The sequence below is a fragment of the Methylobacterium sp. CM6241 genome, assembly GCF_054817845.1.
Genome location: NZ_CM139246.1, coordinates 3237698 through 3252231, shown reverse-complemented (window position 1 = coordinate 3252231; position 14534 = coordinate 3237698). Strand labels below are relative to the sequence as shown.

At 55.1% G+C, this 14534-nt stretch carries 7 protein-coding genes and 2 pseudogenes; 2 read left to right on the top strand and 7 right to left on the bottom strand.

Annotation, left to right across the window (positions count from 1 at the left end):
* The first annotated feature begins 182 nt into the window (after positions 1–182).
* Together ACYQR9_RS15150 and ACYQR9_RS15145 are read left to right on the top strand one after the other, a co-directional pair.
* On the top strand, positions 183–563 hold the full coding sequence (locus tag ACYQR9_RS15150) for a hypothetical protein (protein WP_461229893.1): 381 nt from the start codon (positions 183–185) through the stop codon (positions 561–563).
* Positions 521–1129: pseudogene (locus tag ACYQR9_RS15145) on the top strand (transposase); the annotation flags it as partial. The gene ACYQR9_RS15150 and the pseudogene ACYQR9_RS15145, both read left to right, overlap by 43 nt.
* Here ACYQR9_RS15145 and ACYQR9_RS15140 read toward each other — a convergent pair.
* From ACYQR9_RS15140 to ACYQR9_RS15110, 7 genes and pseudogenes are all read right to left on the bottom strand, one after another.
* Positions 1123–1742, bottom strand: a pseudogene (locus ACYQR9_RS15140) (helix-turn-helix domain-containing protein); the annotation flags it as partial. The pseudogenes ACYQR9_RS15145 and ACYQR9_RS15140 sit on opposite strands and share 7 nt — an antisense overlap.
* A 153-nt stretch (positions 1743–1895) precedes the next feature.
* Positions 1896–3842, bottom strand: a complete 1947-nt coding sequence (locus ACYQR9_RS15135) for a hypothetical protein (protein WP_461227040.1) — start codon at positions 3840–3842, stop codon at positions 1896–1898.
* On the bottom strand, positions 3829–8595 hold the full coding sequence (locus ACYQR9_RS15130; RefSeq protein WP_461227038.1) for an esterase/lipase family protein: 4767 nt from the start codon (positions 8593–8595) through the stop codon (positions 3829–3831). The genes ACYQR9_RS15135 and ACYQR9_RS15130 overlap by 14 nt, the downstream gene beginning before the upstream one ends.
* A 204-nt stretch (positions 8596–8799) precedes the next feature.
* On the bottom strand, positions 8800–9072 hold the full coding sequence (locus tag ACYQR9_RS15125) for a hypothetical protein (protein WP_461229815.1): 273 nt from the start codon (positions 9070–9072) through the stop codon (positions 8800–8802).
* A 712-nt stretch (positions 9073–9784) separates the two neighbouring features.
* Positions 9785–11362, bottom strand: a complete 1578-nt coding sequence (locus tag ACYQR9_RS15120) for a hypothetical protein (RefSeq protein ID WP_461227036.1) — start codon at positions 11360–11362, stop codon at positions 9785–9787.
* 75 nt (positions 11363–11437) lie between these two features.
* Positions 11438–13843 carry a phospholipase D-like domain-containing protein gene (locus ACYQR9_RS15115; protein WP_461227034.1) on the bottom strand — a complete coding sequence of 802 codons (2406 nt, stop codon included), beginning with the start codon at positions 13841–13843 and terminating at the stop codon, positions 11438–11440.
* 150 nt (positions 13844–13993) lie between these two features.
* Positions 13994–14500: a metallophosphoesterase family protein gene (locus tag ACYQR9_RS15110; protein WP_461227032.1), complete on the bottom strand. Its 507-nt coding sequence runs from the start codon at positions 14498–14500 to the stop codon at positions 13994–13996.
* Positions 14501–14534 lie beyond the last annotated feature (34 nt).

Here is a 14534-nt window from a genome sequence, read left to right as displayed (position 1 = left end):
ATTGCGGCCGCGGCTGTGCCAGAGGGACGAGCGTTTAGAACTCGCTCTCGATCACATCGCGGCGGATTGCCTTGCCATACAAGTCGCAGCCCTTCTTGGGGCACTGATAGTATGCGTGCCGCTTTCTCCTTGCTGCCGCTCGTGGACCAGCAGGCCGTACGCAGGATGTCGCTCACGCGCTGATGCGGAAGGACGCCCGTCTTTGGGTTAGGATGGAGCGGGCGGGAGTTGAGAAACTCGGCAACGTCCGACTGCATCTCGAAGCGGCCCAAGGCGTAGCCTTCCAGAGGCTCGGTGAGGATCGTCGCCTGCGGCTCCTCCCGAGCAAGCACCTTGCCTTTCAGACCGGGAACGCGGCCATAACGGTATCCGCTTGTCGCCGCGAATACGGCGAAGCCGTTTTGCTGGCGCGTCACCATCCGGTCGACCGTCTGTTCAACGTTATTGGTCCGGTTGAACTGACCGGCTGGCTTTGGACCGTGCTGATTGAGAAGATCAGCCAGGACCGAAGGAGCTGGACATGCGGCGAAGTCAGAAGACGGGTACGGAGCAGGTGGTGCTGAAGCTGCGCCAGATTGAGGTTCAGACGGCACAAGGCAAGAGTTTGGCCCTAGCTTGCAAGGAAGCCGAGATCTCCGAGCAGAGCTACTATCGCTGGCGTAAGGAATATGGCGGCCTGCAGATCGACCAGGCCCATCGGATGAAGGATCTGGAGCGCGAGAACGCGCGATTGCGGCGGCTTGTGGCTGATTTGTCCTTGGAGAAGCAGGTGCTGGCGGACGTCGCCGCGGGATCCGAAGGCCAGTGCCAGCAAACCTCGCAGCCCCCGAGCGACGCTGGCAGGCGGTCGACGCGATCCAGGAGAAGTACGGCTTCTCGGAACACCACGCCTGCCGGATGGTTGGCCTGCACCGGGGCACGCAACGCTAAGTGCCCACGGTCCCGGCTGACGAGGATGCACTGACCCGCGCCATTGTAGCCCTTGCATCCGAGTACGGACGCTACGGCTACCGCCGCACCGCGCTGCTGCGGGCCGCCGGGCGGCAGGTGGGCAAAGATTGGGTTCAGCGCATCTGGCGTCTTAAGGAGGCTCAAGGTCCCACAGAAGCATCGGCCGCGAAGTCGTCTATAGTCGTGCGTCTGCGCGGCCGGATGCCCGGGTCCGATGGCCGGCCGGGGCACGTGTGCTCCAGGGCCTGGATCTGGCTCTTCTTGTCGATGGACAACACGACGGCATGGGCAGGCGGGTCCATGTAGAGACCCACCACATCCTCGACCTCCACAGCGAAGGCCGGATCGTGCGAGCGCTTGAACGTGCGCACCCAGTGCGGCTGCAGTCGGTGCGCTTCCCCGATCCGTTGAACGGCGCGCAAGGAGATCCCAACGCGCTTGGCCACGGCGCGCCCGGTCCAGTGGGTGACCTCGTCCGGCGGCTTCAAACAGGTCAGCGCCAGTGCCCCCGCCACCGTCCGCGTGGAATGGGGCTGGGTGCCGGGTGGGCGGGGCTTGTCGCGTAGCAGGCCGTCAATGCCCTCCTCGGAAAAGCGCTGCTGCCAGCGCCAGACCGCGGGCCGAATGACGCCGGCTTGCCAAGCCACCTCCTGCACGGTCAGGCGCTTGCCTGAAAGCAGGACGATTCGGGCGCGCAGGATGTGCTTGAGGGGACAGGAGCGGTTACCCGCGACCCCAGCCAACTGAGACGTCGTGACGTCATCGAGGAGTACACCGACAGTCTGAGCCATGGCCCAAACTCGCACGCTTCACGACCTACGTGAATCGTCAGTCCGCGTCACTGCACTAGCTGGCAAATCGAAAAGATGTTCGACAAGCAGGCCTCACAATAGGCGCCCAGCTGCTAACGGTTCCCTCTTGCAGCGCCGAACGCCAGTTCGCCATCACCACCCAGAAGCTGCAGCTAAAGCGCTATCTGCTTTTCCACAAGACCGCCAAAGCTGCGGTACCATCCGGCACAGCTGATGGAGTTGGCTTCGAATGGCTGCCGCTTTACCTCCGTCGAGATCACCGTATGCAACCTCCAGAAACCAATCACCAACAACTTTGCACCAATTTTCTAAATCCAAATTCGCTGCTGCTGCAATTAAGCCAATGCGTATCAAATTTTCTGGCGGCATCTTGGTACTGTCACGCTTGCAAAGCGAATTTGCAAGCAAAATGACGTCTTTAGCAAGCTCGGGCGTCCTTGTAACGGCTGATATCATTGCCAGACCCGAAAGCAACGGAAATGTTAAATGCGGCTCATCACTCAAATTTAGCCGGTGATTTACACTTCGCAGCGCGTCCATAACAAGCCCGGCATGTTCGGGGGTGATTTTAAATATGAGGGCAGAATTTACGATCCCTGCAAAAAACTTGCTTTCTAAAAAGACCCCTTGAACAGGTTTGTGAAGGTCTGCAAGTAATTCTTGAGGTAGATCTGCAGGTGAAACGCTCCCACCCTCTAACGGGCCTGGAAGGAAAGAGAGTGGGAACTTCAGGCGCGTACGGACACCGCCAATCTCAGTATCTTGGCTACAGAGAAATCTCTTAAAGTCCAGTGACATACCTCTGTCTTCCGACGCCATTCCCGCGTTCGCAATACGCGAAATAAATTCAGCCTTCAGCTGATGGCTATCGATGAAATCAGGCAACCATCTGGGCTCACGCCGAAGATCTACAAATGTTTGTAGGTAGAATATACTTCCTCGGGCATTTAACGCCCATTCGGAGAAGCTTAATATATCAATACCTGAATGAAGCAATTCACGCTCGATAAGTGACGCGTGGGCTATACTTGCTAGCCTCCGAAGGAAAGGGGGCCAGTCTGTTAATATGCCGGTACGCGACAACTCGCCATCGACAAAAACAACCAGAATTGAAGTTAGTCGGGCTCTAGAATGCTCCGATTCCGGATCGTCGTCACAGATTTCTTCTATTATCTTCTTAAGATGTATTTCTAAGTCAGGAAACTTTTTGAGATGTCGCAAGCCAATTTCGACAGCTGAAACCTGGGAAAATCTATCACCGCTTGTGGAGATCCATTTGAAAAACTCAACCACTTCTGAAGCTTCGTAGTTATTAAGATGAATTAGAGATCCGATTGTTCCGTGTGAAGCAAGGGTCAGAGCTTGGGCTAGTCCGCGCAGCCGATCCCAATTGACCATTTGATTAATATGCCTGGCGGCGACGTCTGACACATATGTCTCCAACGTATCAACACCGGATGAGATACCAACCAATCGCTCATAGTAGGTCAACGATTGCGGTATAAGGGATGCAATAGAAATTGATCCACTAGTAAGAGAAGACCTTATCTTAACGGGGACATCAACAACATTCATCTCTGTATAAAGTAAAAATTTGTCTATTTCAAAACCAACTAATGGACCCGCTTCTAATTTCTGCTTCCATATATCTACATCGATGCCATGAAGATTTTTGCTCACCACAAGCTCATCAAATTTTCTGGCCCGATGCCCTAAATCAGGCGATAAAAACCAAAACGAAGGCAACTCGATAATCCGATCTTCGGCTTCCGCTTTTATGAATATATTGCCAGATCGTTCTGCGAATCGCAATGAATAATCGCTTCCATGTTGGTCATTAATTATGACGCAACCGTCCTCCCCAATATAAAGCTGTTTAATAGACCCAAAGAGCTGCCCCTGATCAAACGAGGGATCGTCAGATCCAAAAGTAACTGTCGCGGAAACTCCAAGATTAAATGAACTTACAAACTCATTTGATTCTGCGAGCGAACTTCGAATCATAGGCGAAAACGAATGCATCAGCAGCATCACCAACTGTTGCTCATCATCCTCAGACTCAACCTCAAACTTCAACATTAGAAGTCTCCAAACGCTGACGATCAACGATGCTGCGAATAACGCTACCAACGTTTTTGACTACGTCATTGTAGAGCAACGGCTCGGCATCTTGAAGCGGTTCAAGAACCACTTCTTCTAACCAGGTCCAATAGGCTGTGCGCATGTCAGTCGTCAGATTGGGTAACATTATCAATCTCAATATCTGCAGTCGCCGTATGGCCAGCGGATCGCCATCATTCGCCGCAAACCTATGTCCCCAGCTTCGAAAATCTAAGAGGGATAACAACCAATTAGAACGAGCTCCAGCCTCCCCTACATCATTCTGTTGATGCCAAATTTCCCTCAAAGTATCCATAAAAGCGCTATGGTTGTTCTGAAGCCAAGCGTACTCCTCGGGTATCTGGAGAATATCCGTCATTCCGACACGCAAACTTGCCTCGCGAATGCCTCGAAGCTCCGCCGTCTCGACTAGTCTTTTATCAATAATTTTTGCGCTATTTATAAGTCGTGATAGCTCTCTGGCCGAGTGCGGCACTAAGGCGAAACCGGCACGTCGAAGTTTCGTAAGAAATTCTATTTCCGTATCTTCACTAGCCTGTCCTAATTGAACACGTTGGGCCAGCAAGTCGATTGACGTAAGAAGCGGCTTTTTCCCAAAACTGGTATCGATCTCTATGAACTTGTTTAAAAACCGATCATCAACAGCAAAACCATCGACATGTTCAGCTGCAGAGAAAAGCATAGACGAGGGGAGAAGTTCGATTTTCTCCGACTCGGTTTCAATTTCTTTGATAAGCGGAGCCAATCGTACTGTTCCAGCTTCGATCCCAGTAGATAATATCGATCTAATACTCGCGATGATCTTCTTTGCATCATCATGTACAGCCGCGTGACGGACGAGAGCGTCTCCTTCTTCAATCTCTGACACAGGGATCAAAACGTCAAAGCCCGCAGCTTTTAGTTTGCCAAGCAGCCCAAGATGTTGGAAGTATGAAATGGAAACTCTGTCGAGATACAAGACGGCGTTTGGAGCGATTTCTGGATTATGGGGCCATGGCTGTTCTTGATGAGTAAGATAAGCCTCACAGTGCGCTTGTTCTGCAGCAGTGATCTGACCCAAGCTACGCAGAGCACGAACGACATCACCACATCCTGCTAGCGAGTTTTCAAACGCAGCAACATCGGCGACTTCGTCCATAAATGTGCTAATTTTACGTATAGGATATGGTATTACAACATACTTCCGCCGCATTTCTCCGGGCGCAGTTAAATTGGCTGCTGTCAATAAATTGGCAAGCTCGTCGCCAACTTCGGATTCTAATTGTGGCTTGGCATCGATTGTGCGGTCAAATCGTCGAAGCTCGCCTGCATCGATACAACGCTTTACATATAAGGCGTCTCGCAATCGGCTTGGTTGATGGTACTCTATTTGTTGCGATTCCTGGAAAAGCCAGCCGAGGGTCGTATGTGGGATGAAGACGGAATCGAACGACTCAATAGTTTCTTGCAGAACGCCTAGAAACGCTAATGTGAGGATAACAGTAGGATCTAACGCAATTCGTCTGATGATGTTTTTTTGGATTCCTCTGTTGCCAGCGAATGCAGGGATAATAGACCGCCTTCTAACATCTGATTGCTGTGAGTTCGAAAGAGCATTAACCAAAAACATTTGTAGAAGTGTTTGATTAATGACAACGCCCGCAAGATAAATCGGTATCTTTGCAGAGACAAGATCTTCAGATGTCTTAGACTGCCGGTCGTTCCAATCTGGGCGCATATTCAAAAGCTCGCGCATATTCACAGTTTTTATTGGCCCATCAGTTCCCGAAATGGTTATGGCACGCTGGAACCATTGGAATGGATTCGGATCGTTCTCCCAACCTGCTGCGGTAGCAGCTGAGTAACACGCCACAAGAATTGCAGCGTCGTCTTTCGCCTTCTCAGCAGCCTCCGTTATAAGGTCGCGTGCTCGCGACGATAGTCCAACTCTGTGGGCAAGTTGACCAGCGGTCCAAAGCTCTTTGGGCGTGCGATCAGCTCGACGGATCCATTCATTATCGACGAAAGTTACAAGCGAATCCCAGTTTCCAGAAGCAGTCATTATATTCACGAAAAGTATTCTATCATTGATAACATCGCGATTGCTCATCAATCTCTCTAATATCGATCTGGCAATAATCAGGTCTCCGTATCGATAGTGCGCCCACGCTGAGAATGTCGTGATCTGGCTTGACTGACCCGCAATGATTGAATTTTTCACAATAAAATCAATCACCTCTTTGTCTTTGCCCAGCACGTACATTGCATGGACGTAAAACTCGGCATGAGTAATATCTTTAGTCTCCTGAAACAATATCTTTCCATAAGTATAGAGTTTATCCCAAGCCTCCTTTTCTTTGAGAGCTATGACCAGAACGTACAGATCGCTCAACGTTTTCGTCTGTTCATATTGATGCTCTCGTGCAGATATGGTATCTGCACCTGCGATTTCAGTACAAAGGCGCTCTATACGAAGAATGGCATCGGATTTGAGGGCTGACGATTCAAGCGTTTCGATTTTAGTTCTTGCGGCAGGTACATCACCGCCACGCGCGAGCATTTCCGCTTGAAGCAGTAAAATCGTCTCTGGATTTATGTATTTTATCAACTGTTTATGATGACGCTCTATATAAGACGCCACTTCTTGCGGTGATCGTTTCGTGTGTGCGAGTGCAAATCGCCCTATTGCGGCCCCGAATGAAGACCCTCCAGTCAAAGCGGTTTCACGGTCAACCTCAAGCTCTATCGCAGCAAGATTAACCTTCAAATTATAATCTAAAGCCATTGGAAGGCGACGTAAACAAGTTTGTCGGTCTGCTAGACTGGATCTAAGATCATCCAATGCGGACTTTTCGGTCTCTGGATCGCGAAGGTCAAGCCATATAACATAATCTGCAGCAACTTCCGCAAGCTGTGTTTGTCCAATCTCTGACAATGCTGCAATAGCGGTCTTGTAAAGCTCTCTAGCTTTCCTTCGATGCTCAAGAGAAATTTGATCCGCCGAAAGAGGAAAATCTCTAGCATTGATTGGTGGATTCTGGGCGATGGCCGTTCGCAATTCGGGATGCGTAACTTGCGCTAGATGCACGAAGGCTGCTGTTATAAACAGCAGTGGCGTTCCAGCCATATCATTTATTTCTAGCGATTGCACTTCATCAAGCGCTTTACTCCAATCGCCTGTCTCTTGTCTTTTCAAGAGGCATAATAATTTTCCGTCAGGATCAAAATCGCCAATAGTAAGATTAGTTTGTTCAAGCCAAGCGAGGCCTTCAGACGAATTTTTATTTAACGTCATGGCGGCGAAAGCTGCGGTGCGGACCGCGGGCGTATTTAAAGGTTTTAGAATTTCCAAAACTTCAGAATCTTCTCCTTTCGCTGCCGCTGCTATGATTGCCGCTGCAATGCGATTTTCGGTTCCGGGACCTATGCGATTGGCCTCAGCAAGCATTTTATGAGCTTCATCTAAGTTTTTAGTTGCCGTCATTCTTGCGCACCAGGCGAACGTCACACGCCGTTGGTCCGCAAAGGATGTCGAAAGGTCTCCCACGTGAGCTTCGTTAAACAGCCGACTACATTCAGTTTCTAGATCGAAATTTGAGAAGAACCTTGATTTGCGAACAAAATCTAATCGTCTTTTAAGTTCATCTGACACGACTTGATTGCTCTGTCCTCGAACAGTCCTCTCAAGCTCGCGTAGTGCGCCAGATTGGACCTCTCCAAATTCACTGATTGTTTTATGAAGCGACTCTGCATTCGATCTCACCTCCGATCTGAAGGTAGTTAAAGATTCAGCTTGTGTGTCAAGTTGTAGTTCTATGTTTCCTAAACTTTGGCCGACGCGGACATTAGGATGGGGGAAAGCGACAGGGCGTCTAATAAAGTCACGCACAAAACCATATACTTGTGTGTCTCGATTTTGTGGAGATACTATAGATTCATGATCCTCGTCTAAAGGAATGACTCTGGTAGCCGGGGATAATCCAGGATCTGCACTATCGGGCTTCACGATTTGCCACCGGAGCAATCGCACGCCCAAAATAGGGATTGAAATTAAGGGCATTTGCTTGGTTTCGTATAAGACCAAGGCATCGAGCTTGTTTTTGTCCGCAAAGCTGCGAAACCAAGCGTTGAGATCCCGCAAATGCGGATCATTGCGCGATAGACCAGCCTGCGTAGGTCGCGGTCGGGTAAGTAGCTTAATCGAGTTGCCCAGACTTGCAAGGTCTGATCCCGCGTGCGGTGTACCGATAAAAATTATTCGCCTTACTCGATTAAGAAATGCGTCGACATTTGAGTCATAAGGAGCTCTGCTCTCTGCAAGTCTAAGTATTTGCTTGACTACTAGTCCTCCTAGGCTATGAACAACAAATATTATATTACCGGATTGCAAATTTGGCTCATCGGCTAAAGCTGGCAATATGCTTTGTGCACGATCGGGGAGGGCCATCGCTGCCCCTTGCTTCCACCAGGATGATGCCGCAGGGTATCCCAAGCTCCAGACGGCTGACTGTGGAATATCTGAAGCAAGCCAATCTGGCCAGAACTCGGGGATCGGACCCCGCGACCTCCAAGTTTTGTATTTATCACCGTTTAATCCGTGAACGAATATCACGTGAGAGATAATTTGTTCGGGGATTTTTTTAGGTTTGATGAAATCAACCAGGGCGTGCTCCTTACGATTTTTGGGGCTATCATAACGGGTTGCCTTAGCGTTGGCATCCTGTTTTTTCAAAATATTGATCTAATACTGCCCCTTTGAAGGTCTATCTCGGTATTGAGAATTCGAAATTCAATTCATTTTGAATTCGTTCCATCTCTATTCTCAGTTCTTGGCGATTTACGGAGGAACTGTGTTTTTGTCATCTCCACATTTTTTCAGCATTCCACTCAATCCCCAGCTTCCGCCACAACTCCCGCATTTCTACCGTAAAGAACCCTAGATCGTGTGCATCCAGCAACCCCGTTTCGCCTCCCGTCGACAGACGAATGTCTTCGACGTGAAGGATGGCTCGGGCTTGCTCAGCAAGGTTGTCCCCCAGCCGTTCATCTGGTTCGAGTTGACGTTGAAAGCACGCGCCATTACCGTTGTTTTGCCTGAGCGATATTTTATCTCCTTAAGGGTGTCGCTGTTTGGTAGGCCGCGATAGAGCGTATGAGCCACAGCCTTCTTGAGAATGCGGGCCGTTTCGCGGTCATAGCGTGATTCTATCTGTGCGGCTGCATTCTGAATCGCGCCCAGAAAGTTGATACCGCCCTAGCGGTACTGCGTCAAAATCTGCTAGAAATTCGAGACATAGTGCCGGCCCCACTCCTCGCCGACAACGAGGGCACGGAGTGGGCCATGCGAATCTGCGAGGCGATCGATCACAGCTGCGGTGATGGCACCGACAAGCGCCCGGTTGGTCTCGCTGCGTGCCGACCCTATGATGAAGAGCTCGGTTAGCTCTGTCTTCATGTCCGCTGGATCGAAGCTGGTCCGCTCAGCAACGGTCCGGGCGGCGGTGCCGGGCTGAAAGGCTTGCAGCCTCTCGATGATTTGGGAGGATTAGGCGTTCCAGTGATTGGTCGAGTCGGTCAAGTTTGTGAAAAGGCGTCGAAGGTTCACCCTTCCCAGAGATGAGCTCAATACGTTGAGATAAGTGCAGAATTTCCTTCGAGGTGGGGTCACGATCGGCGCCGATCGTGACCCCACCTAGATCTCGATTTTCGGAGCTCCAAGAGAGAGTTAGCTAGATCCTTGCCGGGGTCATGCTTCAAAGGCGATTCACAGCCAAGCTGCGCTGAGAAGGCCTGGATGTCAGCCTTCCTCGAACGCTTTGCTCCCAGCATCACCGCCGCCTCCGAGGCGGAGAGGGGCGTCTGATATAGACCGGGAAGGTCAAAGCAGGGCGGGCTCGGTGCTTACCCCGCCAAGGATTCGTCTAATGGGCTGAAACCGCGAGGAATGCCTCATCCTCGGATTCGGTATCGCGAGCGACCAGCCCACACTCGGCGGCAAGCGCCATCGCCGTCCATAGTCGGTCGGAGGTCGGGCCGAACGGACCGCTTAGACGCCCCTTGCGCAAACGCATCCATCCGCGCTCCCCAAGTGCAATGCGCAAGCGCTGCGTACCATCACCGTTGCGCGCGACAGACCACCGGACATGCTGGCCGATGACCCATGCCTCGATGATCTCGGCCCACAGGCTCCGCAAGCTTCGGTCGTGTGCCGCCCTCAGACGTTGGCTCGCCACCGCGAGCGGTAGTCGGTCTGGCGGCCCCCCGAGTGGACCTTGGATGCCCGCAAGGACGCCGGCCTCTGAAAGGGCCGTGGTCATTGCGTTCGCGTAGGCGAGCGCCCGCAGCGCCAAGCCCGGGACCCGAGCGCAGCCCTCCTCGTTCTGGGCCTCGCCGAGATCGTCCATGAGGTCGAAAATGTCCGTCCCTTCGCCGAGCCCGCAGGCGGCTGGCCACCCGTTCTCGCCGGCCCGACCCGCGGCAAGGTCGAGGTAAGCGCCGACCGTCGCGGCATCCGCGTCCTCCTCCTCCTCGCGGGCGGCCTCATCGGCGTCGTCGGCAAGCTCTTCAGGAAGCGATCGTCCCTCGTCGATACGGTTCTCAATCCAGCGCAGCATGCTTTCGAGTGCGAGCCTCTGGAGCTGACGTGCCTGCAGGGATGCCCAGTGCAGCTGGGTCTTCTTCTGGGTATCGGACAGAACGAGGGGATCTCCCTCAGCTCTAAGGCCCGATGCCATAGCGCGACGGACCCCTCTTACTCCCATGCCGACCTCCGCCTGCGCGAGGACAGCAACCATGAGATCGAGGGTCTGTCGCCGTTGCCAAGCGGGACTGTTATCCGGAGCGGTTTCGCCCAGGCCGTAGAACAGATGCCTGAAAGTCTCGCGCTCGGCCTTCCTGGTGCTGCGAACCGACCAAGCCGCATGCAGTGCTTCCGCGACCTCTGGAGCGATCGATAGGGGGCCCGGGGTGAGCAGCGCATCCGGAACGAGATCGCCGATTTTTCGGTCGAGCGCGGCGATGGCGGCGGATGTTTCGCTAGAGGGACGCAGGGCACCGTCCTGCGCCCGAAGCCACCCGAGCGCTCGGATCGATGGGCCGTACTGGATTGGGGCCATGATGCCCGTGCTGGTCCGCCGAGCCGCCTTCAGGCTTTTCCAGGCAGCACCATGGAAATCATACGCACGCTTCGAACCCTGGACGGGAAGCTTGTCGGTGATGACGAGCCGTCCCGGCAGGCCCTCGCCATCGTCGGCGAGGAAGTGTGACCATACGAAAAGGACCTCCAGACGATCGACGACATCCTGGAGCTCGGCGACGCTGGCGGTGGATGCACCGCGCCGCTCGGCGGCCTGAGCCACTTTCCACCACGCCCAGGACATGAAGACGTAAGGGCGCACATACCGCGTCACGTTGTTGATGCCAGGGAAAGCCGCGTCCATCAGGTTGAGGTTGATCTGCCTGAGACCGAGGGGATCGACGCCGCCAGGATTCAGCTTCATTTCCTCTACGATACGAAGGTGCGGGGCTGTCTCGAAAGAGCGGTCCAGGTCCGCGAGCGACGTTGCGGGCATGGGTCACTCCATGGACGGGTCGAGCAGGACCCTGCTGCAGCATGGCGTCACCGTCATGCGATGCTCACGAAGCCGTTCCCTCGCGAGAAGCGGCAGGTTGAAATAGCATTTGGGGCAGGCCGGATTCTCGCTATGGAACGCGAGCGTGGCGACCCTTTGCGCCGCTGGCTTGCCGGCTGCGACTTGCCGAAGGACCGCCGCCTCAGGCGCCAGTGCTGGTGGGAGGTCCGGCATAGGTCCAAGGCCGGCCAACGCCTGCTGGACCTCGTTGACATCCATCCATGAGGTCCGCGTAGCCGTCGTCTGCCGCATGGCCGCGATCCATGCTTTGTCGCTTGCCTCTCTGTTCAACCGCCGCTCGCGGATCCCGGAGGATGTCGGCATGACGGCGACCATCCATTCAGGAGCGACGGCACCTCGGCACCATGCCTGAAGCCAAGTGTGCATCCGGTTCGCTTGGGAATGATCCGTGATGACGCGTGAGGCAAGCACGGCGACGAAGGCCCTATCGAGGGCATCGGTTTCGCCCTTCGCCGCGCCGGCACCACGGACGATGCCGATCCAGCTACGGACGTAGTCTGCCTTGAGTTCGTCTGGCTCTTCGGACCGGTCCGCGGCGAACAGTACGAAGTCGAGGAAGCTGACGGCGTGCCGTCTGAAATCATTGCCTCCGATCGGAAGCGCTTCTATGAAGTCCGCGAGGGCCTCGATGACCGGTTCGATCCGCCAGCGGGGGAGCGCTCCGGCATTCCCGCCATCGCCCTGCGCAGCATCGTCCAAGTCATCTGCATCCGCGAATGCCCGGGCCGGTGGAGGGGCTGATCGCACATAGCGCCGCATGGAGACCAGCAGGCGTTCGAAGGCGGTTGCGCCCGCGATTGGAGCGTTGGAAACGATCTCGCCCATGAAAGCGATCGTGGGCCTCAGGCTCGCGAGCTCGACCGAGCCACCCGGCTCATCGGAACGCTTACGGCTTCCGCCCCCTATCTCGGGAGACCCGACGTCGTCCTCCAGGAACGCCCCGGGATTGGCGACGAAAAAAGACAGGATCACCGCAATATCATCCGGCTCCTCCGAACCGGCGAGCGTTCGAATCATCGCCTCGGCCACTGGTCCCCGTTCGCGGACCGCACCAAGGATCTGGTCGAATACGACCCACCCCCTGATCTCTGCGGCATCGCGGGCGAGCACCAGCTGGGTCGAGCGTATCAGGTTGCGGAAGGGCTGCGTGTCGCCCGGCTTAATCTCGAAAGCACCGTCGGGAGCCACAATGACGGATGGCAAGTGAGCCTGGACCGCTCCGGCGGCGACCCGCGCGCTCCATGGTCCGGCTGGGGACTTCTGCCCGAACAGACGACCTTTGATGGTGCCGCCGTCGAACCTGGCGGACAGGCACGCACCTCCTGAAGGATCCGGATCGCCACCCTCCCCTTCGGACAAGTCCCTCTCGTTTGTCGGACACCAGCCGAAAGTCAAGCGATCGTCGATGATCCTCAGCACGGATGCCTCGACGTTAGCGGATGTCACGAGAGCGGGCTTCGTCGCGTTGACGCTGCCCGAGAGCACCAAACGGCCCTTGCGACATGTTACGTCGATGATCTTGGCGTGTAGGAGAGAGGTCGACGAGAAGGCATCCGACCGGACAGGATCAGCGCGCAAGCCCAGGGATTGTAACGCCGCGAAGTCGAAAAACTCGGGCGCCCGTCCGGTTACGGCGACCCGAACCTTGCTGCATCCGAGCGCTTTCGCCAGGACGTGAACGGCCTCGGGACCGCCGAAGTACGGAGAGACGATCGTTATCTCTTCCGCCCCTCCGAGCGCGTCCGCCTGTGAAGCCAGCTGGCTTACGATCGAGCCATCGAACGTATGGATGAGACGCGTCTTGCCATCGCCGGCGACACGTCCCGCTTTCCGACATGCCTGAGCCATCGTGCCGATGATTGATGGTCGCTCGGGAGCAGCGATGGTGCCTTCGTCGACGGATAGTCCGAGGTACTCCAGGAAGTCGGCCAGATCGTTGAATGCGGCGGGGGCCAAGCCCGGGACAAGGAGATCCAATGTCTCGACGTTATGACCCCAGCCGCCGAATGTCAGGTTGCCGGAGCCGACGGTAGCACGGAGGCCATCAGGTCCATCCAGAAGCATGATTTTGGGATGGAAACACCCGGTAGCGACCTTGAACGGCACCAGATCATAAGTGCGCCCGACATCGGATACGCCGGCCTCCGCCAAGGAGGCTTGATATCCGGTTACGTCGGCGAGGATGCCGATGTCCTGCGCTCCGGCTTTACGAAGCGCGTGTAGAGGCACCGCCTCGAAGAAGGAGAGGCTCAGCGAGAACGTTGTGAGGAGTGCCGTGTGCCATTTGCCGGCGCAGAGCACGTCATACGGCGAGACGAGAGGGATCATCGCGCGCGCTGGCGGTCCTGTCGAGGAACGAAGGATTCGGGATCCGACGAATGCCGGATCCGGATAGGTTGACCGAAACGATTGCCCGCATCAAGCATCCTCAGGCGGTTTCACGCGGACGCAAGGCTCTGCGTTGATCACCGAGAATGTTCAACGGTGGCTCGGGGAAACCAACAGGGAAGGGTCAAAGCGGCTCGCTTCACTGGCGTGACCGCGTGGGTTGCACACGATCCGGGTCGGTCCGACAATGTAATCGGCCGCTTCATGAATGTTCCCGTGGACCCAGATGTCGGGACCCCGTGCGTGGATCAGGTCACGCAGGTCCGACGCGTAGCACCAGCGCATGTCGGCATGCGGGTCCGGCAAGCTTTCGGGGTGCGGGGCGTGGTGGGTGACCGCTACGGTTGGTCCCGGGTGGGTCTCGGCGAGGGTCGCATCCAGGAAGGCTCGGGTCCTTCTGTTAATGGCCAGGACCTCGGCCGGCTCGATGCGATGGCGGGAGCTCGGACCGGTACGGATGCGGCGGTAATCGACCTTGCCGAAGCGGCCTTGGGCGGTCCGCATGGCGTGGGTCAGGCTGAACGCGCCGAGGCGAAAGTCCGTCCAGAGGGTCCCGCCGGCGAAGCGCGTGCCGCCGATGACGACGGCGTCGTCCATCAGTAGTTGGATCCCGAGACGGGCGGCGATGTCC

Excerpts from the sequence above, each read along its gene's own strand:
- ACYQR9_RS15110 (WP_461227032.1), bottom strand. The coding sequence starts at position 14,500 with ATGGACGACGCCGTCGTCATCGGCGGCACGCGCTTCGCCGGCGGGACC.
- ACYQR9_RS15150 (WP_461229893.1), top strand. The coding sequence starts at position 183 with ATGCGGAAGGACGCCCGTCTTTGGGTTAGGATGGAGCGGGCGGGAGTT.
- ACYQR9_RS15115 (WP_461227034.1), bottom strand. The coding sequence starts at position 13,843 with ATGATCCCTCTCGTCTCGCCGTATGACGTGCTCTGCGCCGGCAAATGG.
- ACYQR9_RS15120 (WP_461227036.1), bottom strand. The coding sequence starts at position 11,362 with ATGAAGCTGAATCCTGGCGGCGTCGATCCCCTCGGTCTCAGGCAGATC.
- ACYQR9_RS15135 (WP_461227040.1), bottom strand. The coding sequence starts at position 3,842 with ATGTTGAAGTTTGAGGTTGAGTCTGAGGATGATGAGCAACAGTTGGTG.